Source organism: Caballeronia udeis, from assembly GCF_001544555.2.
Classification (GTDB): domain Bacteria; phylum Pseudomonadota; class Gammaproteobacteria; order Burkholderiales; family Burkholderiaceae; genus Caballeronia; species Caballeronia udeis.
Genome location: NZ_FCOK02000002.1, coordinates 45,315 through 66,976, shown reverse-complemented (window position 1 = coordinate 66,976; position 21,662 = coordinate 45,315). Strand labels below are relative to the sequence as shown.

Genomic DNA, 21,662 nt, shown 5'->3' with positions numbered 1-21,662 from the left:
CCAGATCATGAAAATTGCGATTGTTGCACCGAGCCCCGTTCCGTTCGTTCTTGGCGGAGCGGAAAACCTGTGGCAGGGATTGCTGGAAGCGCTTAATTCGCGCCCCGGCGTTCAGGCGGATCTTCTGAAGCTGCCGAGCCGCGAGCGGAACATGGGCGAACTGCTCGATACTTATCGCCGCTTCGCCGATCTGGATCTAAGCCATTTCGATCTCGTCATCAGCACAAAGTATCCCGCGTGGGCCATCCGTCACCCGAATCACGTGGTTTATCTGCAGCACACGCTGCGCGGTCTTTACGACGTCTACCCTGCGGATCTGCCGACCGGGTTCGATAGCAATGCATTGCGCTCGCTTGGCGTGCCGACACATATAGTGAAGGCACTTGCCGACTATCGTGCGGCAGATGTCGAGTTCGATGAGGTGCTCAATGCGATCGACGCCGCATTCCGGAAGTCGTCAGATTCACCGCAGTGGGCGTTTCCCGGCCCGTTGAGCCGCGCGGTAATCCGTTTGCTCGATGCAGTCGCGATGCGTGCGGACAAAGTCGCGCATTACGCCGCGATCTCAGACGTTGTCGCCGCCCGCGAGGGATACTTTCCAGTCGGTGCGAAAGTCGCCGTCCATCATCATCCGACTCATCTCAAGGGACTCACATCGGGTCCGCAAGAGACGATCTTCAGCGCCAGCCGCCTTGACCCGGCCAAACGGATCAACCTGATCATCGAGGCGTATATTCGAAGCGGTGTGAATGTGCCGCTTCACATCGCAGGCAGCGGTTCCGACGAGGCACGGCTGCGTGAGGTCGCAGGAACTCATCCCGGAATCCGGTTTCTAGGCCGGATCCCCGACGCCGAGCTGGCGCAGGAATATGCGCGCGCGATATGCGTGCCCTTCGTGCCGCGCGATGAGGATTACGGTTTGATCACACTTGAAGCGATGCTCGCCTCCAAGCCGGTGATCACGACCACGGACTCAGGCGGTCCGACCGAGTTGATCGAGAATGGCCGCACCGGGTTCATTGTCGAACCGGAACCCGCGTCACTGGCCCGTGCGATGCATCGCTTGTGCGATGACCGGGTTGCTGCGCGCGAAATGGGTCTGGCCGCACAGGTACGCGCGTCGAGCCTGCGGTGGGACACGCTATGCGATGCGCTTCTGGCCGGGGGACGTCCAGTGCAGGCGGGTGGCCCCACAGTCATCACCAAGCGGGCCAAACCCCTGCTCGGCGTGCTGAACACATTCCCGATTGCGCCGGCCGTCAGTGGCGGCAAGCTGCGGCTCCTTGGACTGTATTCGCGCGTGGCTGAACAGTTCAAGGTCCAATTTGTGAACCTTGCGCCTTCGCATCTGCCGCGGCAAGTGCGTGAACTGAGTGCCGATTTCTGCGAAGAACTCGCGCCCAAATCATCCACCTTCGACAAACACGAGCAACGGCTGCAGGAATCGCTTGGTGCGTCCGTCGAGGACCTGACAGCCGCGATCCATCCCACGAGCGCGCCGCAGTGGCTTGAAGCAATCGATGCAATGGCCCGCCGTGCCGACCTTATCGTGTGTTCGCATCCGTACGCCCTGCCAGCGTTGCGCACGGTCTCGAAGGTGGCGTTCGTCTACGAGGCGCATAACGTCGAGGCCGACCTGAAAGCGGATATCTTCGGCACGCACCGATGGGCCGTCGATCGCGTTTCGATGATCGAATCGCTGGCTGTGCGGGACGCGGTGCTTGTAGCTGCCTGCTCGGCACAGGACCGCGAACGCCTGCGCAAGCTGTATCAGCGCCAGGACGGGGGCGCAGATCTCATCGTCGTGCCCAATGGGATTGATCTTTCGGCTACGCCGTTGCGCAACTTCGCGCGCTCGGCACAACGGCGCACGACGCTTGGCGTGAATCGCCCTCTCGCCCTGTTCATGGGCAGCGCGCATGGACCCAATATTGATGCGGCCCGTGTTGTCATGGAGGCGTCCGCGCAATTGCCCCACGTCGATTTCCTGATGCTCGGTTCAGTCTGCAGCGTCGTGGAATCGTGGGACCGCCCGGCCAATGTCGGTCTGGCCGGTGTTGTAAGCGACGCGGAAAAGGCGAGTTGGCTGGAATTGTGCGATGTCGGCCTGAACCCGATGATCTCGGGCTCGGGCACCAACCTCAAGCTGATCGAATATGCTGCAGCCGGCGTGCCGATTGTCAGCACCGAGTTCGGCGTTCGAGGCGCCGGCTTCGCTCCCGGCCGCGAATATGTATCGGCGGCGAAAGACTCGTTCGCTACCGGAATCAAAACGGCACTCGGCACCGCGCGGCCGAAAAGCGACGGGATCGTTCGAAAGGCACGACAATGGGTTGAAGCCGATGCAGACTGGACTGCAATTGCGGCGACTTATGCAGGCGCGCTCAAGCAGGTTCTTGCATGACCGAATGGCCTGCTCGACGAACCCGGTGAATCGAGCGCGCCAGATGATCCTTAGAGAAACAGATGGAAAGGCATCAGCCCTTCGGGCTGCCCGACCACGGCCAGTTGGACCACGGCCCCTGAATCTGCTACGTGGCTGCTCCCCTGGTGCGCGAGATCGCGCAGCAGGTGATCGAGTGAATCATATGACTGGTTGAGAAAGCCGTGCGCCTCAAGGCATGTTGAGTGGTCGTCGGCGCCGCCCTTTTCAAAGATATTCTGTGGAATCGGATGTGTCATTGAAAAAACCTTGTAAGCGGATGACAAATTCTACCGCGAGATGACGCACAAGTTAATATTTCCACGTTATACCGGCTGATCCACTGCGTGTCGTGTAAGAAAACAGTGAGATCGAATCGTCGACGCGCTGTGTAGAGACTAGCGCATACAGGGACCATGACCGATTAAGCGGATATACGTAGCGCAGTGATGCCGCCTGTACCGATTGCCGCCGTTTTATATCGCCGAAGAAGAGCGGATCGTAGGGCGCCGTGTCGTTGAGTGTGCGCTGCTGCAGGATGGCTTCGAGCTGGCCGTAGCGCGTCATGTCATAGTCGATCGTGAAGGACGCAGTGTAGCCGTGGCGCGCACCGCCCGGCCGGCCGGAGTGTGGCTCATCCCATGCCGGCCCCGCAAATAGCAGGACCGTTGTACGTTCGCCAATGCGGGCATTGAAGCCAATCCGCAGTTCGGCGCGAAGCGAATCGTAAAGCGCGTTGCCCGGATACCAGGCATCGTTCAGCGTAAGGTCGACTCCCGCCCGGGACAGCGAATTGCCGACGGCAACAGGGGGGCCCCAATAGCCGGCCCGCCAGTTCACGTCGCGTTGATACACATGCGTGCCGAGCCACAACGTATCGGCTAACAATTGATTGTCGATCTCACCTCGCCCGACCGACACACTGTGGGCAACACCGAACGTCGCCGTGCGCTGATCGAACGCATGCATGCTGCGGTACTGGCGAGTGGCGAGCGCGGCCAGAAGCGTGACGTTCGGCAGCATCGCAATCGGCAACTCGCCTGCTATCGCCGACTCGATATAGCTGTCGCCATGCGCGAGACTGTCCGGCGCGAGCTCCAACGACGTGAACGGCGCGCCGGGCGCAAAGCTCACGAACGGATTGGATGTGCCGAAATTCGCATTCGAAGTTGCACCTATCCCGACACTCATGGAAAGTTTCGGTCGTGAACCGGCCGGCGCGCAGCTGTCCGTTTTGTAGAAGCCAATCAGCTTTTCGATCGCGGGCGGCACCGTGTAGCTTTTCTCAAGGTGCGACAGCGTCGCAAGCGACAAGTCGCGTTCCCCAAGCTGACAGTACAGGATCGCGACGTCGAGAAGCGCGCCTGCACGACGCGGATCCCGCTTGACCAGCTCGTTGAGCAACTCGATCGCTTGCTCCTTGTTACCCGCGTCGGTCTCGACCTGGGCCTGCGCCTGCAGATCGTCGTCAATAGTCTCCTGCAACTCGGCCCCGGAGCTTTGTGCATGCGCGCGCAGCGCGGAAAAACACAGGGCGGCGACACATCTGACGAGAAACCGGCGCGAGCGGCGGCTAGTGCGCTGCATCCGTCCCAACCTCTTCCAGCACGTACAGCAGCTCAGGCGTTATGCGCCCGCGCAGCGTGGCGTTGCCGAACGTGCGCAGTGCGTGACGATTCACAAGCCGCCCGGTCTCCTGGCCGATCAGCAAATCGGTTTTGACAACTTTCGCGTAATCCTGCAGCCGGGACGCCACGTTGACCGCGTCGCCAATAGCGGTGTAGGACTGTCGGAACGTCGAACCGAGCTCACCGACCACAGCGCCGCCGCTGTTCACGCCAATACGCACGCGTATTGTCTGGCCGCCCATGACCGGATCAACGCAGCGGTTGAGGGCATCGACTTCGTGGAGCATCGCCCGTGCGCAATCCAGCGCGCGATCGGCATGGTCCAGTTGCTCGAGCGGCGCGCCCCAGAACGCCATGAGCGAATCGCCGATGTACTTGTCGAGCGTGCCATCCGTGTCGTACACGCATTGCGTAAGCCGCGTCAAAATCACGTCGGTCATCGTGGCCAGTTGCTCTGGTGGCACCTGTTCAGCAAGCCGCGTATATCCCTCGATATCGACGAAAAGAACCGAGATTTGCCGGCGTTCGGGCGTGAAGGCCTTAAGCCCGCGACGCCGGACGATCTCGCGCAGCACGGTGGGCGGCAAATAGAGGCTGAAGCGCCGTTCAAACGACCTGATTTCCGCCTGCGAAGAGATCCACTCAATGGGCGCCTGGATCAGCATATAAACAGCGGCGGGCACAAGCGGCAAAGCGGCCAGACCGGCTGCTACCGCACGCGTTGAAAAAACAAATGCGAGCCAGATTGACGTGGTCACCAGCAAGACCGTCAACGCAACCGGCGCCCGCTGCCGCCTGAACAACAGCGCGAATATGATGATCGAGCAAGCCGTCCAGAGCATCGACAGGCCTCTGCCCGACGTAATGAATGCGCCCCGAGCTTCGCTGTCGAGCAGATACGAAAGCAGCTCTGCGTGAACGACCACCGCGGGTAACCATGGCTCGATCGGCGAGGCCACATGGTCCGTCAGTCCAATGGATGACGAGCCGATCAGAACGCGGCGATTCGTCAGCAGCGCGGGCGGAGCAGTGCCCGCCAGCACGTCAAGAGCCGATATAACGTCGAACGATCGCATCCCTAGTTGAAATGGGATATTCATCAGGCCGCGCCTGTTGGTCGGCAACGACTCGATAGAAACCGGGAGTGGGCGCTCAGCACCGCGGCAGGTCATCAACTGCCATGCGAACATCGGATAGGTGAGGCCGCCAAACTGAATCAGAGGCGCAATCGAACGCACAACACCGTCCGGGTCGGCATGCGGGGTTACGTGTCCTGCGCAGACATCGGAATCATCAAAGAAATTAGCGACGAAGCCGCTCGCAACGGGCGCGCGCGACGCGTTTGCCTTTTCTGTGCGCCCACTGTTGATATGCCCGGTATGAGGCGCATCTGGATCGCCCGAGAGATCGAACGCCTGCGCGAATACCAGCGGATAACGATGCCCGAGCGCAAGCAGTGCACTGTCGCCTTCGGCGTCTCCCCTTTCGGGAAGCAGGATGTCGAGACCAACTACCTTCGCGTGGTACTGCTCGAAGAGATTGCGCGCGATCTGCGCGATCACGGCGCGTGGCCAGGGCCACGGTCCGATCGCGTCGAGCGAACGTTCATCAATGTCGATCAGCGCGATACGTCGGTCGTGCCTGTCGGAGAGCAGGTAGGATTGCCGCCAGTCGTCAAGCGCGAATCCGACCCGCCGATACGGTTCGGGCGACCACAGTCCGGTTCCCAGCAACCACGCTATCAAGGAGATCAGCGCAAACAAAGTCAAGCGCATCAAGTCAAGTTTCGATAGGCGCAAGACGTTCCCTAACGCCCCCACAGAGTGGCTCCGACCGCGGTGGTTTTTCCGTCGATTCCCTGGGTGAAAACGTAACCCGCCTGCGTCGCGGTCTTTCCTGCGACCGCTCCAAGAATCGCGGCGGGGGACGTGTAGTCACTGAACAGCTTGCCGTCGGTCGAGACGCCACCTTGTCCCGAGACAAGATGTGTCGATCCGTTTGCCGTCAGGTCGAGTTGCGTGGAGAACGATCGGGCGCCGAAGTCGATAGACAGCACCCCATTGGTTATTGCAGCCGCAGTCGCGGTACCCGCCGTCGAGTCCACAATATAGGCTTCGTAGCTCTGCAAGCCGAAATTGAAACTGCCGCTCGTCGGCATGACCATCGCTTGCTGCGGTGTCCGCGTCATCGCGAACGGCAGAATAGTGCCGACCTGTTCGCCGCCTTTCTCGATCAACGCAGCGAGTGTAGTGTCTGCGGGCAAAGAAGCGATCGGCGCGAAACGCCCCCAGAAAATCTGCTGCGCCTCCGGCTGTGGGGGAGCAACAACCGGCGGTGGCACCACCACCGGTGGCGGTACTACCGGCACCACTACCACCGGCGGCGCAACCGGCACCACGGGTGCAGGCGGCGTAACGGGCGGCGCCGGCTGTGCAGGTTGGGCAGGGGCGACTGTCGGGAAGGTCAATTGGCCTGGCGTGACCCCCGGTTCTTCGGAGGTCATCGTTGTCACCGCGCGCGCGTCGGTATCTTCGCTCCTGAGTGGCGGGGCTGCATGATCGGGCACCAACTGCGAGAGTTTCGCGTCCACTGTGACCGGACGTGCGCCGTTGCGATCGACCTCTACGAACGTTTTATGTCCATCGGCAAACAGCTGCGCTGCGGCCGGACCCTCACATGGACCGATGCCCGATGCAGAGCAATCAACACCGAGAGGCGTCATCACAATGCCGCCGCTGCGCACCGTTGCGCGCGTCACGTTGGCGTCAGTGAAAACGGAAAAGTCGGTGCCACGAACACCCAGCGCAGCGACGGGTGTGTTCATTCGATACCGCCCACGAGCGGCCCGCGCGCCGTCACCGGATATTTCGCGCACGACGCCCTTATGCAGCATCAGCCGGATCAGCGTGTTCTGCGGCGCAGCCGGATCGTATTCGTAGCGTTCGAAGCTTAGCGACGACTCGGGACGCACGCTGATAAAGCCGTTATCCACTGTCGCAATATAGACATATCCATCGGCGCCGGTTTCGATCGTACTGCCCTGCACGATCGCCGTCCCGCGCGCAAGTGGCACATGTTGTCCTGCATCCGTAACGAATGCATGACCCACCACGACCACGGTATTGCCGATCACCGGCGCTTGAACCTGCGTGCTTTGCGCGCACGCGTTACCCCACACGAACGCTAGCGTTAGCGTTAGCATTAGCGCTGAAAACCCCCGGGTAACGCCTTTTAGCATTTATTGTGATCCGCTAATACTTGCTTTGCTCTTTTCCGAGCATTAGGTCACAGATCATAAATACATTCCGCAACAAAGATGTGATGGTCGTCACAAGCTCCACTACGCAACCCGTTTATCGTGGCGCGGTTTCATACCTCCGAGCGGCCGCCACCAGATGCTGACAGATGAAGTAGAGAACAGCAGCGATACGATGAAGGCGATCGATCTGCTGAGGCGACAAAAGCTGCTCCGAAACGTGACCGACGAGGTCATCAAAGAGACTAGCCGGCATATCCGCTACCGACGCTTCGGAAAACGAGACTTTGTTGTCCATAAAGGTGATGCGGGTTCTTCGTTACTGATGCTGATGTCGGGCAAACTGCAAGTCATTGCGCTGTCGGAAGACGGGCGCGAAGTCGGACTCAATTTTGTTGAGCCGGGTGACTACTTCGGTGAGCTGTCGATTATCGACGGGGGGCCTCGCTCGGCGTCGATCATCGCGACCACCGAGTCGGTAGTCGGCTTTTTGCCCAAGCAACAGGCGCAAGCGTTGTTCTACCAAAATCCGGCGGTGGTAGAGGCGCTCCTGCAGCGACTTTGCCGAACGATCCGGCAAGCATCGAACTATCGCTCGATGCTCGGGCTTTCTCGCGCTTATGCACGTGTCTATTCCGTGCTCGAAGCGTCGATAAAAAAGTCCGCCGGCGACCTCCTGACCATCGAGAACCTACCGAATCAGCAGGCCATCGCAATCATGGCCAACGTGAGCCGCGAGACCGTGTCGCGGGCGATCCGATCACTTATAGACGGTCAGGTGGTCGAGCGCGATTACAGGCGGTTGATCGTCCGCGACGCCGAGACGCTCAAACGACTGGCGAAAGGTGAAGCGGAGCTGCAACTCCGAAAAAAAGTGATGGGTGTCGATGATCAAATCGTCAGCAAATTCAAATGAAGCGCACGTCTGTGCATTGGGTATCGGCCAGCAATCAGTGAGATAACCGCCCCATTAAAGGCTCTGCTTAGCAACGCTCGATGTGCGGACACCATTTCTGCCGCACCTGCTTTCCCGATAGCATTGGCGGAGCGGAACAATCTGGTCCGGGGCCGAGCCGGGCATCGAGAAATGCGTGTTGACGCTCACCACTCAGCGTGACGCAGAACCACGGCACCGCAACGCCGTCCATGCCGATCTGTTCCCTGGCATTCCTCCGTGGCTTCTGCTCGCGCGGTTGCCGCTTCAACCGGCGCTGATCGCATGTATCTTGTGGATCACCCGAAAGCGCTGAACAAGCGCGGCTACAATGCCAGTTACGCCACGACATCCTGCATCGCAACCCGCCATGTTCCCTCTGAAATATCTGAGCGCGTACCCGCAAACGCTTCAGGATAAAGTCCGCAAACTTATCGCCGATGACCAGTTGGGCGTGTATCTCGCCGACCGGTACCCACAGCGCCATGCCGTGCAATCGGACCGCGCGCTGTATCAATACACCGCGGATCTGAAGCAGGAGTTTCTGCGCGTGGCGCCTGCCATCGATAAGGTCATGTACGACGCCAAGCTCGACGTGCTGCGTCATGCGCTCGGCCTGCACACCGCCATATCGCGCGTGCAGGGCGGCAAGCTCAAGGCGAAGAAGGAGATTCGCGTGGCGTCGCTGTTCAAGGAGGCGCCGCCGGAATTCTTGCGCATGATCGTCGTGCATGAACTCGCGCATTTGAAGGAAAGCGACCACAACAAGGCGTTTTACCGGCTATGCGAATTCATGCAGCCGGGCTATCACCAGGTTGAATTCGATCTGCGCGTGTACCTGACGCAGCGCGAGCTGACACGCGATTCACCCATCAAGTAGTTTCGTCAATCCGCAGCTGCGTGAGCGAGTGTTTCGCTGGCCGCACTTCGCATCGGCCTGATCAGCAAGAGCAGCGGTACCACCAGTAAGGTCGCCACGAACATCAGCTTGAAGTCGTTCAGGTACGCAATCATCTGCGCCTGCTGATTGATCGATTGATCCATCAGCGCGAGACTGACCTGCGATCCACTCTCGAGCATGGGCTGCATCGACGGATTGAACACGTTCACATTCGCTGCCAAGTCGGCGTGCGCGACCTGCGTGCCGCGCGTCATCATGGTCTGCACGATCGAGATGCCGATACTGCTGCCAATATTTCGCATCAGGCTGAAGGTCGCGGTGCCGTCGGCACGTAACTCGGGCGTCAGCGTGGAGAACGTCAGTGCGCTCAGCGGCACAAAGACGAAACCCAGACCAAAACCCTGGATCACGCCAGGCCACACGATATCGGACACCGATAGCACCAGCGTGTAGTGCATCATCTGCCAGAGCGCGAACGCTGAAATCAAAAAGCCCGCGAACAACAAAAGACGCGCGTCGGTGCGTCGCAGCAGCCGGCCGGCGACCAGCATGGCGATCATCGTGCCCGCGCCGCTCGGTGCCGTGACCAGACCGGTTGTGGCGACCGGATAGTTCATCAGGTTCTGCAACATTGGCGGCAGCAACGCGCGCGTCGCGTACATCACCGCGCCGATCACGAAGATAAAAAACACGCCAGTCGCAAAATTGCGGTCCTTCAACAGTTCATATTTGAAGAACGAACGCTTGCCGGCAGTCGCCGTGTGCGCAAGAAAAAAGATAAAGCTCAAGACTGCCAGAATCGCCTCAATGCGGATTTCGATCGAGCCGAACCAATCGAGCTGCTCGCCTCGATCAAGCAAGGCCTGCAACGCGCCGATCGCCAGACCCAGCGTGGCGAAGCCAAACGCGTCGAATTTCACGCCGAGCTTCGCGGCTCGCGCCGGCAGGAACGTCAGCACGCCAAAAAGCGCAAACGCGCCGATCGGCACGTTGATGAAAAACACCCAGCGCCAGTTGTAGCTGTCGGTGAGCCAGCCACCGAGCGTGGGCCCGAGAATGGGTCCGACCATCACGCCCATGCCCCAGACTGCCATCGCCTGACCCTGCTTTTCGCGCGGATTGATGTCGAGCAGGATGGATTGCGAGAGCGGCACGAGCGAGGCTCCGAAAATCCCCTGCAGCAATCGCGACGCGACAATCTGCGCAAGACTCTCCGATAACCCGCACAGCGCCGACGCAACCGTGAAACCGGCAATTGAGATGACCAGCAGACGCTTCGTGCTCAGCCGGTCCGACAACCAGCCGGTAAGCGGCGTGGCAATTGCCGCGGCAACAATGTACGACGTCAGCACCCACGTGATCTCATCCTGCGACGCCGACAGCGTGCCCTGCATATGCGGCAGCGCGACATTGGCGATCGTGCTGTCGAGCGTCTGGATCAGCGTTGCAAGCATGATCGAAACCGTGAGCATGGGCCGGTTGAGCGGCGTGGCTGCCGCGCTCGCCGGCATCGATTCAGAAGACATTCAGGCGCCAGTTCCGTTATCAGATTGCTCATAAAATAGTAAGCATGCTTATTATAAACAGGGTAACTATTACAGCAAGGCGTCAAAAACCCGGGGAAACCCGCGTTCGCCCGGGTGCAGGTGAGCGCGCGCTTCTTTCGTATAATCGGCGCATGGAAACGCACCTCGACAAACGCTTTGGTTTTCTGATCTCGGATGTTGGGCGTTTGTGCAGCAAGCGCTTCGACGAGCTCGCGAAATCGTCCCTCGATCTCACGCGGGCGCAATGCCGCGCGCTCGCCTATTTGTCCCATTTCGGCGATGTAAACCAGGCGCGGCTAGCCGATCTGTTGGAAGTCGCGCCAATATCGGCGGGTCGCCTGCTCGACCGGATGGAGGAAGGCGGCTGGATCGAGCGTTTTTCGAATCCCGATGACCGTCGCGAACGGACGGTGCGGATGACGGCAAAGGCGGAAGGTGCACTGGGCAAGGCCCGCCGGGTGGGCGATTCGGTGGCGGCTGAAGCCCTGGAAGGGCTGGACGCCGACGAACGCGCACAGTTGATCTCGCTGCTGCGGCGCGTGCGTGTGAACCTGAGCTCGATCGTGGACGAGTGAGGGACTTGCAGCAACTCGGGGCCGCGTTATCGGGTGTCCGCGAAACCGCGAGACACGCACACCGAGCGACCGGATCAGATCGATCCACGCAGTGCAATAAGTAGAAGGTCCATCCCTTGCTACCAGGGGTGTCGGAACTTCCGTCGCGCACACCCGAGCTTTCCGGCTCGTGCAACACGTCCGCCTTGTCCCTGTCGCTGCCAGTCTCCTACGGAACCCGACATGCTCTTGCTCGCCATACCGCTTACGGTAGCCGTCACGCTCGTCGTGGTCCTGATCCTTGCGAATTTCGTAAGTGGCGAAAAGAAGGTAGAGCACAGCATCGAGCGGCTGTACGCCAGCTACGACCCGCAATTCATCCGCTCAATGAGCCTCCTGCTAGGGCCGCCAGTGACCTCTGGCAACCGGTACGCCGTGCTGCTGAACGGCGACGAAATTTTCCCTTCGATGCTCGACAGCATTCAAGCCGCCAAAGAGACGATCACGTTCGAGACGTTCATCTACTGGTCCGGTGAGATCGGCGCGCGATTCGCGGCGGCGTTGTCGGAAAAAGCGCGCTCGGGCGTGGCGGTGCACATCCTGCTCGACTGGGTGGGCTGCAAGAAAATGGACCACCGTTATCTTGAAGAGCTGCGGCAAGCCGGCGCCGACGTCGTGCAATACCACAAGCCGCACTGGACCGGACTTGGGCGAATGAACAACCGGACACACCGGAAGCTGCTGATCATCGACGGCCGCGTGGGTTTCACCGGCGGCGTAGGGATTGCAGAGGAGTGGACCGGGAACGCGCAGGACGAGAAGCATTGGCGCGATACGCATTTCCGGGTGGAAGGTCCGGTGGTCGGACACATGCAGGCGGTGTTCATGGACAACTGGATCAAGGCGACGGGCAATGTGCTGCACGGCCCAAAGTATTTCCCGGATATACCCCCGTTGCCGGAAGGCGATGCCGGTAACGGCGTTGCGCACATGTTCAGCAGCTCACCCGCCAACGGCGCCGACGACATGGAACTGATGTACCTCATGGCAATCACGGCGGCCACGCAGAGCATTCATCTGGCAAGCGCGTATTTCGTCCCCGATGGTCTGACCATCAATGCCTTGGTGGAAGCTGCACGGCGCGGCGTGAGAGTGCGCATTGTGACGCCGGGAAAACGCATTGATACCCATACGGTGCGCGAAGCATCCCGGGCCTGCTGGGGCGATCTGCTGGCCGCGGGTATTGAAATCCACGAGTATCAGCCGACCATGTTTCATTGCAAATTACTCGTGGTGGACGATTACCTGGTTTCGGTGGGATCGACGAATTTCGACAGCCGTTCGTTCAAGCTCAACGACGAGGCGAACCTCAATATCTACGATCGGGAATTTGCCCGTCAGCAAAGCGCGATCTTCGACGCCGATATTGAAAAATCGCACCTCGTCACATACGAAGAGTGGCTGCGCAGACCAATGCTGGAGAAGCTGATAGAGAAAGCAGTGCCGTTGCTCGATTGGCAGCTTTGAGCTGCATGCACGATTCTTCCCAGGCTCCCACCAGTTGGCACTCCCTCAATGCCGCGTCAAACCACCCCCTGCCGCTGCTTCAATCAGCTTTCTCATAGGCCACGCCTCAGCGTACTGGCCGATCACGGCCACCTCACGATCCGCCTGCTCGGGTAACAAACGGTCGTCCACCACCACGACGATGGGCATGCTGGCGGTCAGTGCATTGCCACGCAGGTCCACGAGCTTGTAAAGCTCCGACGACGAAGCATTGCGATGACATGAGATCACGTCGATCTGCCGGTCATCCTGCGACAGGTCAAAGCCGTACTGACGACCCGACACGCCCACAGCCTTGAACGTGCTCCTGATTGCTGGAACATCCGGCTTCATTGCGTTGAGATAATGCCTCGTGTCATCAATCAGGCTGGGCTCGCGGACCGCGAAGTCGGTGCCGGCGTTATCAAACTCCCATCTGGCCATGCCAAGCAAGGCGTCGATATAAGTCGCGAAGCCGGACGCCATGTCGGACACGTCAAACGTGCCTTCAATTTCGCCCTCTTGAGTCACGTTGATGCCGGGCTGCTTGATCGCCGCCTTCACGACCTGATAGTCCCGCAGATGAAATGAACTGATCTGGCGAGAGAAGCAGTGGAAGAGCGTGCCCCCGGAATCAAAGAACCGTATCTGCTCGCGATCACCCAGATATTCCGCGTAGATCTCGAACGGGTCGCCGCCGTAGAAGCCAAACGGCGTTTGAAGGGCCATCATGGGCGGGTATTCATCTTCTAATTCCACGCAGCCGAAGCCAAGCTTGGCACACATGTCCTGGCAGGACGACTGGATATTCATTTCGACTCCGGAACCGATGGGTCAGGTAAGACGCACGTCAGCGTCAGATTGGTCTTCGTGCAGAAGAGCAACAGCGCGCTCGCGAAACTGATCGCGGACCATTCAGCGTGGCCCGGCAACCGCTCGCGGCCCACGTGTTCGTGCGGACGCCGATGAAGATCCGCTAGTCGTCGACCACTTTGAAAGACGTCGAGCTGGTACGCCCGACGATTACGCCTGTGCTGGGAGTAATACATGCTGAACAAGAATTGCTTAAGGTGCGGTCGCCGGCCGTATCGGACAGAAAGATCAGCCGTAATGCCATGAATGCGCCTGCCTTCGGCATCTGTAACACCAAACTCGCATTTCGCCCAACTTACCGTTTGCTGCCGCCTTCTCCATCTCGTTGATGGGTCGCCAAACTTGATGAGGCTCAACAAGCGTTCCGCCTCGTCCCGTGGAAGGTCGTCGATCATAGGAGGTCATGGTTTGCATCCTGCGTGTTTGCGTGGATTTCACATGACCAACCATACCTTGGTGAGCTTTAGGGGAGTCAAGCGGAAGGTTGTCATAAAGTATCGCGTCACCGGACTAAGGCCCTGCACGCCGCAATCAAGCTATCCGCCAATCACCCCCGTTCGCATGAGCTCCCCGATCTGCGCGTCGTCCATGCCAAGCACGTCGCGCAGCATGGCGCTCGTGTGTTGTCCAAGCATCGGCGGCGCTTGATCGTACGTGACCGGCGTAGCCGATAAACGCAGCGGACTCGCGACCGTCGGCGCAACACCCGCGACGGGATGTGCTATCTCCCGCGCGGCGCCGCGAAATTGCGCCTGTTCGGAACCAAAAGCCTGCTCGATATCGTTGATCGGCCCGCACGGCACGCCGCACGCTTCAAGCGCGTCGACCCATGCGTCGCGCGGACGCGTCATGAACACCGCGGCCAGTTGGGGCAGCAATTCCGCCCGGTTCACGCTGCGCCCGCTATTCGTGGCGAAGCGTGCATCGAGTGCGAGTTCCGGTACGTTCATCGCGGTGCACAGCGAACGAAACTGGCTGTCGTTGCCGCATGCGACGATCACATGGCCGTCGCTCGCGGCAAACGTCTGATACGGCACGATGTTCGGATGCGCATTGCCCATGCGCTGTGGCGCGATGCCGGTGGTGAGATAGTTCATCGACTGATTGGCGAGCATGGCGAGCTGGCAATCGAGCAATGCGATGTCGAGATGTTGCCCGAGGCCGCTCTTTTCCCGCTCCATCAGCGCGGCGAGCACGCCGGTGGTGGCATACATGCCGGCCATCAAGTCCGTCACGGCCACGCCGACTTTTTCCGGACCGCCTCCCGCGACGCTGTCGGGCTCGCCGGTGATGCTCATCAGCCCGCCCATGCCCTGGATCAGGAAGTCGTAACCCGCGCGTTGCGATAGCGGCCCGCTTTGACCAAACCCTGTCACCGAGCAGTACACGAGCCGCGGATTCAGCGCCGAAAGACTCTCGTAGTCCAGCCCATATTTCCTGAGTCCGCCGACCTTGAAGTTTTCGACGACCACGTCACACGACTTCGCGAACTCGCGGATAAGTGCGGCGCCTTCAGATGAACTCATGTCGATGGCAACCGACTGCTTGTTGCGGTTCGCGCACAGGAAATACGCGCTCTCCGACGTATCGCGGCCCTCGGCGTCGCGCAGGAATGGCGGGCCCCATGTTCGGGTGTCGTCGCCCGCGCCCGGGCGCTCGATCTTGATCACTTGTGCGCCCAGATCCGCAAGGTTCTGCGTGCACCACGGCCCCGCCAGCACCCGCGATAAATCCAGCACGCGAATGCCGTCCAACGGGCGTTTTCTCGTTGTATTCGTGTTCGCGCCCGGGTTCTCCGGCGACGGTTGGTTCTTGCTGTCCTGCACCATTTCACCTCGTTCGTTTCAAGCCGGGTTTTGGCTTATCGGCCCGTTCACGGCCGAAAAAATGCGAATCGGCACGTCTGGCCGGGCGGCTGGCGGAGAACCGTGTCGTCCGATGCCGTCGATTGTAGCCAAGTCGCCGGATAGAGCGTCCTCGCCGGACGCTCGACAACCTGATGAATCTTGAGACGACGTGTCAGCCAATCGACAGGATCAAAATCACCGGACATCCGTCGAAATATTTGTCAGGCACCGGAATATTGCGTAAGCATCATCCGTTTATCCCGTACCTGCACAAAAATGGAATGAGACAAACAAGATGAGAATCCGCATCCCGATGCTCGCCGCAGCCGTTGCCGCGTCCCTCACCGCGGCCATCAGCCTGAGTGCTCATGCCACGCCGCCGATGGCCGCGGGCGGCATGTACACCGACGCGAAAGGCATGACGCTCTACACTTTCGACAAAGATCCGGCGTCCGGCCCGAGCGCCTGCAGCGGCGGTTGCGCGCAGGCGTGGCCGGCGGCCATGGCCGATTCATCGGACAAACCCCAGGGTGACTGGACGATGCGGCCGACAGCAGATGGCGGCAACCAGTGGGCGTACAAAGGCAAGCGCGTATACAGGTTCGCAAAAGACCAGAAACCCGGCGATGCCAACGGCGACAATTTCAAGGACGTCTGGCATACCGTGAAGCAGTAAGGGTGAAGCAGTAAGGGTGAAGCAGTATGACGCCATTAGAGCGATGGAGACCAGCAAGTAGCGATCGATGAGCACTGCGCGCGTGCCGGCAATATCGTCGTCACCGGAACAGTGACCAGGAGCGCTGAAAGTGAACCAGTCATGAGCATAGGCCTTTGAGCTTCGACACCGACCTCGTTGGCGTTCTTCCGCAGTTGCGGCGTTATGCGCGCGCGCTGACGGGGGACCGCGCGTGGGCCGACGACCTGGTGCAGGACGTAACCGAACGTGCGCTGGGCCGGTCGAAAGGGTTTCGCGTCGGCAGCAATCTGCGCGCGTGGCTGTTCACGATCATGCGCAACCTCTATATCGATCAGTTGCGCGGCCGGCGCGATATTGCCGTCGACGATGAAACCGCGCCCTGGCGGCAGATGGCCGCGCCCGTGGGCGAAGTCGACGGGCTTGTGCTGCGCGACGTGCAACGTGCGTTGTATTGCCTGCCGGTAGAGCAACGCGAAGTCATGCTGCTCGTCTGCGTCGAGGACATGAGTTATCAGGAGGCATCCGTGGTGCTGAACGTGCCGGCCGGAACGGTGATGTCGCGACTATCGCGGGCGCGTGAACACATGCGTGTGCTGCTCGGTGAGGAGCCGGGCCGCAAATCGGCATCGTTGAAAATCGTGAGTGGCACATGACGAACCCCGGACGTCCGGAACAGGCGGAATCAAGCGCGGCAGCCAATGAGCTGCGCGCGCTGTCGGCGTTCATCGACGATGAAGCGCCGGAGGCCGAGCGCGCCGAAACGGCTGAGCGTATTGCCCGCGATCCGGCTAGCGCGGCGACGGTGGCCGCGTATCGCGCGCAGGATAGTGCGCTGCGGGCGCTGTTTACCGCCGCGGCTGACAACGAGCCGCAAGTCGTCGTCGTGCGTCCGCGCAGGCGTTACCTTATCGCGGCGAGTTGGCTGGTAATGGGGATCGCATGCGGCTTCCTGATGCATATGCTGTTGCCGCTCGTCGATCAGGATCGCCCGGCGCCGACATTCGCGCAACGCGCGGATATTGCTTACGCCGTGTACGCGCCTGAGCAGCGGCACGCGGTGGAAGTCGCGGCGTCGCAGGAAGATCATCTCGTGACCTGGTTGTCCAGGCGGCTCAACCGGACCCTCACCATTCCCTCGCTGCACGAATACGGGTTCGAGCTGGTGGGCGGCCGGTTGTTGCCCGGCGAGGACGGACCTGCGGCGCAGTTCATGTATCAGAACGCCAGCGGCGAACGACTTACGCTGTACATGACAAGCGGCTCGGGCAAGCACAAGGACGAGTACGCCATACGGATGCTGCGCGAAGGCCCGCGACGGACGTTCTACTGGACGACGGACCACGCGGGTTATGCGCTCTCAGGACAGATCAGCGAGGCGAAACTCCGCGCCATCAGCTTCGATACCTGCGCGGCACTGGGCGGCGACCCGAAGAAATGGCAGTGAGAAATTGTCAGGATCGCGGCGCCTGAAGGGGAATACAAGCGGGAGCACATCAAGCGCACGCGGTACTCCCAAGCGAAGTTTTTGAGACTGAAGGCCGGAAGAACAATGAAGAGTGATCCAGGCATGCGCCGCACGAAGCGGCTTTTGCGCGTTGCCGTGATTGGCGCGGGATGTTTCCTGACAGTTGCAGCAATCGCCGATGAACGCTTCACGCTGACCTCGCCCGGCCTCGCCGATAACACCACCCTCGATTCCCGCCACGCTGCCAGCGCGCAGGATTGCGGCGGCAAGAACGTCTCGTTGCCGCTCGCGTGGAGCAATGCGCCGCCCGACACCAAAAGCTTTGCGGTCACTATCTTCGATCCCGACGGCGCGCGCGGCCTTGGCATCGTGCATTGGGTTCTCTACGGGATCCCTGCTACGACGACCACACTGGCCGACGGCGGGCCGCCGCCGGCGGGGAGTATCGGTGGAATCAACCGGACGGGGAAGGACGGTTATTACGGCCCCTGCCCGCCACATGGCGATGCATCGCATCACTATGTCGTGCAAGCCTACGCGCTCGATCTCGCCGCCAATGCGCTGCCCCCCGCTCTCGATCGCAACGCGTTGATCGCCGCAATGAAGGGCCATGTGCTGGCGTCGTCGAGCATGGTGGTGCGATACGCGCGATGATTACCGCGGCGCGATGATCAGGTCGTCCATCAACGCACCGCGGCGTATGCCTTCTCAGGCCTCGTCCGCCGCCGCGAGCCCCGCCCTCGTCTGCACGCGCCATGCACGTGAACCGCCGAGAAAGTCGATCCAGCCCAGCGCCGCGCCCGTATGGCGCAGCAACTGGAACGTGAACGGCTCGACGACAGCCGTCACAACCGCCATCCACAGGCTCGACCCGGCCGTGTCTCCCGTCCAGCGCCGGTACAAATGCACGGTCCACAAATGGAACGCGAAATCGATAAGAATCTTCGCGCCGATCACGCTGAAAATTGGCAGGACGACTGCGCCGCGCCGCTCCACGATAAACCCCAGCAGCAACGCAAACGCCGTCAAGCCGTAGATAGGCTGCACGGTATCGAACGCCTTCACGGGCAGCATCAGCAAACCGAGCGTGCCGTAACGCCGGTTGCCGGTCATATCGCGATTCCAGTATTGCGTCTGCAAAAAGCCCGCAAACCAGCGCCGCCGCTGCCGCATGAAACCGCTGAACGAACTGGGCGCGTCCGTGATTGCGTGCGCGTTGCCGACTACCCGCACGTCCCAATCCAGACCGTGATCGACGGCATGACGGCGAAGCCGGTGAATCAGCTCGTAGTCCTCCACCAGGCATTGCGGATCGAAACCGCCGACGGCCAACAAAGCTTCGCGGCGAAACGAGGCGAACGCGCCGGAGATCAGCAGCAGGCTATCGGCGCGCATCCACGCAAACCGCGCGATGAAATTGCGGATGTACTCGTACGTCTGGAACCACTGGAAAAAGCGCCCGCTGATCGTTTTGCTGCACACCGGAACCAGGATGCCCGCCGCTGCAACCAGATTCGGCCGAGATGCAAACGCGCTGCGCATCGCGAGGACGGCGTCGTCGGCCAGACGCGTATCGGCATCGACGGTCATCACTATCGGCGTACTGATCTTTTCAATCGCCACGTTCAGCGCACGCGCCTTGCCGCCATGCGCCACGCGCAGCCAGAAGAGCGTCGGATGCAACGTCGACGCCGCGCTCAACTCACCCTCCGCCGGCGCGACAAGGCCGAAGCGCTGCGTGAGAAGCTCGGCGGTGCCGTCGGAAGAACCATCGTCGGCGATCACGATTTGCGCCGCGCCATGCGTTTGCCCGAGCAATTTCGCAAGCGTGTTGGGCAGCACCGCCGCTTCATTATGCGACGCCACTATCACGCCGAGCTTCGGCAATCCGCGTTCGCGCTGCTTGCGATCAAGCGGCTTGGGTGGCCTGACGAGTGTCCACGATTTCGCCGCGACAAACATTAGCAGCAAGGTGTCGTAGACCACGTAGGCGATGCCGGTCGACCATGCCACCACGCCGTGCAGGAAAAACGCGCGGGCGAACAGCACGAGCCACAGCACGAGCACGCCGCCGTGAATCAGCACGCTCGCGAGCGTGACCGGACGCGGCGCCAGGCGCGGCGAAGCCTGCGCGAGCGCCTCTTCCAGTGAGCGCGTCAAAAGCGGATCCGATTGGGTTGACTGGGGTGCGGTCTTTTTCGTTCGCATGGGGACGGCGTGAAGTTTCACATCCATCACGGCACCATCCGCGTGATCACCGACTTCTTGTCGATCCATTGATGCTTGAGCGCGCCGCCCACATGCATCGCTAAAAGTGCGTACAGCGCGTAACCCAGCCACGCATGCAACGCGCCGAAACGATCATGCAACGATTCCTTCAGCACCGGATCGAGGTGCATCACAAACCCCACACGCGGCCACGGAATCACGCCGAACAGATGCATCGGATGAGTGGCGGCGTCTTTCCACGCCGAGTCGTGCAGCCAGCCGGACAACGGCAAACCGATCATCAGCAGATAGAGCAGAAAGTGCGCGATGTGAGCGGCCATGTGTTCCCACTTCGGAAATGCCTTCGGCAACGGCGGGGGCCGATGCGAAACACGCCACAGGATGCGCAGCAGCACCAGGCCGAGAACGGTAATGCCGATGGACTTATGGGTATCGACGATCGGACGCACCCATGAATCGGGGAACGATTCCGCCGTCAGTCCCAGCACAACGTTGCAGATGATCAGCAACGCAATGAGCCAGTGCAGGACCATCGCGGTACGCGTATAGCGCAACGGCATCTCGGTTTGTGGCGGTTCTGACGCCAGGTTGGCGGCATGCGTGGACATTGAAACTCCGTGCGAAAAATGGGGATCGGCTGGATAGTTCTGCGCCCTGCCGCGCCGGGATTATTCAAGCGCGATGTTTGCAGACGACACGATCCAAACGCACCGTGGCGCCGGTTTATTCCATTGATTCTGCGGGAAAACGCGAACTTACGTTTGTAGAGGGTTTGTCAGGTAAGGCGTTGAAAGATATCGGCGGCTTCAAGTGGCTTCAGGCGCCCTTGGCGCCTTGCGCGTCCGGCGATGCAAACGCCAGTACCGCTTGCGCGAATCGCAGCGCAGCCGGATTCGCCGCGTCGCGGCGCGTGACAAGGTGGAGCGGCGCGGAGAACGCCTCGTCACCGGAGACAGCGCAATACACCACGCTTTCCTGCTGGTATCGCTGCATGGAGGCCGGCACGAGCGTAATGCCGCCGCCCGCCGCCACCAGGTTGATGGCGCTCAGCATGCGCGGCACCTCACTTACCACTTCCGGCTTGAATCCCGCCGCCTCGCAAGCGCGGATGAAATCGGCGTACATGCCCGGCGCGCCAGGCCGCCGCACAAAGATAAACGACTCCCCGGCGAGCGACTTCAGCGGTACGCGCAGTTGTTTGCCCGGGCGCACGCCTTTCGCCGGCAGCAGCGCGTGCCCGACCGGCAGCACGAGCACCATGCGCTCTTCGTGCAGCAGGTCGAAGCGCAATTCGGCAGGCGTCTCGATAGGCTTGCGCAGGATGCCCGCATCGACGCGTCCATTCATCATCCGTTCGATGATGTCGGCGGCATTGATCTCGTTCAGGTCGATGGCGATATCCGGATGCGTCGCGCGAAAACGGCGGATCACGGCGGTGGCGAGCGGATGGAATGCCGCCGAACTCGTCAGTGCGATCCGCACGGAGCCGAGCTGGCCATTCGCCACCCGCCGGGCGTTAACCACGCCTTGGTCGAGCGCGTCGAGCACGGCGCGGGCATCAACCTCAAACGCCGCTCCCGCCGATGTCAGTTCCACCCCACGCGGCAAGCGCGTGAAAAGTGCGAACCCCAGCTCGCGTTCAAGCTCCTGAATCTGCTGCGACAGAGGCGGCTGCTGGATATGCAGCCGCGCCGCCGCCCGCGTGAACTGGCGCTCTTCGGCGACGGTGAGGAAGTACCGCAGGTGACGCAGTTCCATCGACAG

The 21,662-nt window shown here is 60.8% G+C and carries 19 protein-coding genes; 9 read left to right on the top strand and 10 right to left on the bottom strand.

Annotated features, from left to right (window positions below):
* Positions 1-7 precede the first annotated feature (7 nt).
* Complete coding sequence (locus AWB69_RS01810; protein WP_062081493.1) at positions 8-2,404, top strand: glycosyltransferase family 4 protein; 2,397 nt, start codon at positions 8-10, stop codon at positions 2,402-2,404.
* Between the two features lie 50 nt (positions 2,405-2,454).
* On the opposite strand, the gene AWB69_RS01805 is transcribed toward AWB69_RS01810, so the two are convergent.
* The 4 genes from AWB69_RS01805 to AWB69_RS01790 are packed head-to-tail and all read right to left on the bottom strand — an operon-like array spanning position 2,455 to position 7,252.
* Positions 2,455-2,682, bottom strand: coding sequence for a hypothetical protein (locus AWB69_RS01805; protein WP_062081491.1), 228 nt, complete (start codon positions 2,680-2,682; stop codon positions 2,455-2,457).
* Positions 2,683-2,734: 52 nt separating this feature from the next.
* Positions 2,735-4,009, bottom strand: coding sequence for a tetratricopeptide repeat protein (locus tag AWB69_RS01800; protein ID WP_062081489.1), 1,275 nt, complete (start codon positions 4,007-4,009; stop codon positions 2,735-2,737).
* Positions 3,996-5,825, bottom strand: coding sequence for a CHASE2 domain-containing protein (locus AWB69_RS01795; protein WP_062081487.1), 1,830 nt, complete (start codon positions 5,823-5,825; stop codon positions 3,996-3,998). Before AWB69_RS01795 ends, AWB69_RS01800 begins: the two co-directional genes overlap by 14 nt.
* 32 nt (positions 5,826-5,857) lie before the next feature.
* Complete coding sequence (locus AWB69_RS01790; protein WP_156528703.1) at positions 5,858-7,252, bottom strand: FecR family protein; 1,395 nt, start codon at positions 7,250-7,252, stop codon at positions 5,858-5,860.
* A 193-nt stretch (positions 7,253-7,445) separates the two neighbouring features.
* Between AWB69_RS01790 and AWB69_RS01785 the strand changes: the two genes are divergently transcribed.
* Together AWB69_RS01785 and AWB69_RS01780 are read left to right on the top strand one after the other, a co-directional pair.
* Positions 7,446-8,222, top strand: a complete 777-nt coding sequence (locus tag AWB69_RS01785) for a Crp/Fnr family transcriptional regulator (protein WP_062081483.1) — start codon at positions 7,446-7,448, stop codon at positions 8,220-8,222.
* 388 nt (positions 8,223-8,610) lie between these two features.
* Positions 8,611-9,120 carry a M48 metallopeptidase family protein gene (locus AWB69_RS01780; protein WP_062081482.1) on the top strand — a complete coding sequence of 170 codons (510 nt, stop codon included), beginning with the start codon at positions 8,611-8,613 and terminating at the stop codon, positions 9,118-9,120.
* Between the two features lie 5 nt (positions 9,121-9,125).
* Here the strand turns inward: AWB69_RS01780 and AWB69_RS01775 are convergent, their stop codons facing one another.
* The gene (locus AWB69_RS01775; RefSeq protein WP_062081480.1) at positions 9,126-10,667 is read right to left on the bottom strand and encodes a DHA2 family efflux MFS transporter permease subunit; all 1,542 of its coding nucleotides are present in this window, start codon (positions 10,665-10,667) and stop codon (positions 9,126-9,128) included.
* Positions 10,668-10,819: 152 nt separating this feature from the next.
* Between AWB69_RS01775 and AWB69_RS01770 the strand changes: the two genes are divergently transcribed.
* Together AWB69_RS01770 and cls are read left to right on the top strand one after the other, a co-directional pair.
* A complete protein-coding gene (locus AWB69_RS01770; RefSeq protein ID WP_062081478.1) occupies positions 10,820-11,263 on the top strand; it encodes a MarR family winged helix-turn-helix transcriptional regulator in 444 nt (147 codons plus the stop codon).
* 222 nt (positions 11,264-11,485) lie between these two features.
* Entirely contained in the window at positions 11,486-12,769 is a 1,284-nt protein-coding gene (gene cls / locus AWB69_RS01765; protein ID WP_407923003.1) for a cardiolipin synthase, read from the top strand.
* 45 nt (positions 12,770-12,814) lie between these two features.
* Here cls and AWB69_RS01760 read toward each other — a convergent pair whose 3' ends face one another.
* The gene (locus AWB69_RS01760; protein WP_062081476.1) at positions 12,815-13,600 is read right to left on the bottom strand and encodes a DUF1828 domain-containing protein; all 786 of its coding nucleotides are present in this window, start codon (positions 13,598-13,600) and stop codon (positions 12,815-12,817) included.
* Positions 13,601-14,196: 596 nt separating this feature from the next.
* On the bottom strand, positions 14,197-15,489 hold the full coding sequence (locus AWB69_RS01750) for a CaiB/BaiF CoA transferase family protein (protein ID WP_062081471.1): 1,293 nt from the start codon (positions 15,487-15,489) through the stop codon (positions 14,197-14,199).
* A gap of 313 nt (positions 15,490-15,802) precedes the next feature.
* Here AWB69_RS01750 and AWB69_RS01745 point away from each other — a divergent pair, with 313 nt between their 5' ends.
* From AWB69_RS01745 to AWB69_RS01730, 4 genes are all read left to right on the top strand, one after another.
* Positions 15,803-16,183 (top strand): COG4315 family predicted lipoprotein, encoded by a 381-nt coding sequence (locus AWB69_RS01745; RefSeq protein ID WP_062081469.1) that lies wholly within the window; start codon positions 15,803-15,805, stop codon positions 16,181-16,183.
* Between the two features lie 155 nt (positions 16,184-16,338).
* A complete protein-coding gene (locus tag AWB69_RS01740) occupies positions 16,339-16,857 on the top strand; it encodes a sigma-70 family RNA polymerase sigma factor (protein WP_031360721.1) in 519 nt (172 codons plus the stop codon).
* Positions 16,854-17,648, top strand: coding sequence for an anti-sigma factor family protein (locus tag AWB69_RS01735; RefSeq protein WP_062081466.1), 795 nt, complete (start codon positions 16,854-16,856; stop codon positions 17,646-17,648). The genes AWB69_RS01740 and AWB69_RS01735 overlap by 4 nt, the downstream gene beginning before the upstream one ends.
* A 105-nt stretch (positions 17,649-17,753) precedes the next feature.
* Entirely contained in the window at positions 17,754-18,323 is a 570-nt protein-coding gene (locus AWB69_RS01730; RefSeq protein WP_062081464.1) for a YbhB/YbcL family Raf kinase inhibitor-like protein, read from the top strand.
* Positions 18,324-18,377: 54 nt separating this feature from the next.
* Here the strand turns inward: AWB69_RS01730 and AWB69_RS01725 are convergent, their stop codons facing one another.
* The 3 genes from AWB69_RS01725 to AWB69_RS01715 all read right to left on the bottom strand — a co-directional run bounded on the left by AWB69_RS01725 (position 18,378) and on the right by AWB69_RS01715 (position 21,656).
* Positions 18,378-19,877, bottom strand: coding sequence for a glycosyltransferase family 2 protein (locus AWB69_RS01725; RefSeq protein ID WP_407923007.1), 1,500 nt, complete (start codon positions 19,875-19,877; stop codon positions 18,378-18,380).
* Positions 19,878-19,903: 26 nt separating this feature from the next.
* A complete protein-coding gene (locus AWB69_RS01720) occupies positions 19,904-20,506 on the bottom strand; it encodes a cytochrome b (protein ID WP_062081461.1) in 603 nt (200 codons plus the stop codon).
* Between the two features lie 208 nt (positions 20,507-20,714).
* On the bottom strand, positions 20,715-21,656 hold the full coding sequence (locus AWB69_RS01715) for a LysR substrate-binding domain-containing protein (RefSeq protein ID WP_062081459.1): 942 nt from the start codon (positions 21,654-21,656) through the stop codon (positions 20,715-20,717).
* Between the last annotated feature and the right edge of the window lie 6 nt (positions 21,657-21,662).

Excerpts from the sequence above, each read along its gene's own strand:
- AWB69_RS01775 (WP_062081480.1), bottom strand. The coding sequence starts at position 10,667 with ATGTCTTCTGAATCGATGCCGGCGAGCGCGGCAGCCACGCCGCTCAAC.
- AWB69_RS01795 (WP_062081487.1), bottom strand. The coding sequence starts at position 5,825 with ATGCGCTTGACTTTGTTTGCGCTGATCTCCTTGATAGCGTGGTTGCTG.
- AWB69_RS01730 (WP_062081464.1), top strand. The coding sequence starts at position 17,754 with ATGAAGAGTGATCCAGGCATGCGCCGCACGAAGCGGCTTTTGCGCGTT.
- AWB69_RS01780 (WP_062081482.1), top strand. The coding sequence starts at position 8,611 with ATGTTCCCTCTGAAATATCTGAGCGCGTACCCGCAAACGCTTCAGGAT.
- AWB69_RS01745 (WP_062081469.1), top strand. The coding sequence starts at position 15,803 with ATGAGAATCCGCATCCCGATGCTCGCCGCAGCCGTTGCCGCGTCCCTC.
- AWB69_RS01785 (WP_062081483.1), top strand. The coding sequence starts at position 7,446 with ATGCTGACAGATGAAGTAGAGAACAGCAGCGATACGATGAAGGCGATC.
- AWB69_RS01760 (WP_062081476.1), bottom strand. The coding sequence starts at position 13,600 with ATGAATATCCAGTCGTCCTGCCAGGACATGTGTGCCAAGCTTGGCTTC.
- AWB69_RS01810 (WP_062081493.1), top strand. The coding sequence starts at position 8 with ATGAAAATTGCGATTGTTGCACCGAGCCCCGTTCCGTTCGTTCTTGGC.
- AWB69_RS01790 (WP_156528703.1), bottom strand. The coding sequence starts at position 7,252 with ATGCTAACGCTAACGCTAGCGTTCGTGTGGGGTAACGCGTGCGCGCAA.
- AWB69_RS01800 (WP_062081489.1), bottom strand. The coding sequence starts at position 4,009 with ATGCAGCGCACTAGCCGCCGCTCGCGCCGGTTTCTCGTCAGATGTGTC.
- AWB69_RS01735 (WP_062081466.1), top strand. The coding sequence starts at position 16,854 with ATGACGAACCCCGGACGTCCGGAACAGGCGGAATCAAGCGCGGCAGCC.
- cls (WP_407923003.1), top strand. The coding sequence starts at position 11,486 with ATGCTCTTGCTCGCCATACCGCTTACGGTAGCCGTCACGCTCGTCGTG.
- AWB69_RS01770 (WP_062081478.1), top strand. The coding sequence starts at position 10,820 with ATGGAAACGCACCTCGACAAACGCTTTGGTTTTCTGATCTCGGATGTT.
- AWB69_RS01725 (WP_407923007.1), bottom strand. The coding sequence starts at position 19,877 with ATGCGAACGAAAAAGACCGCACCCCAGTCAACCCAATCGGATCCGCTT.
- AWB69_RS01715 (WP_062081459.1), bottom strand. The coding sequence starts at position 21,656 with ATGGAACTGCGTCACCTGCGGTACTTCCTCACCGTCGCCGAAGAGCGC.
- AWB69_RS01750 (WP_062081471.1), bottom strand. The coding sequence starts at position 15,489 with ATGGTGCAGGACAGCAAGAACCAACCGTCGCCGGAGAACCCGGGCGCG.
- AWB69_RS01720 (WP_062081461.1), bottom strand. The coding sequence starts at position 20,506 with ATGTCCACGCATGCCGCCAACCTGGCGTCAGAACCGCCACAAACCGAG.
- AWB69_RS01805 (WP_062081491.1), bottom strand. The coding sequence starts at position 2,682 with ATGACACATCCGATTCCACAGAATATCTTTGAAAAGGGCGGCGCCGAC.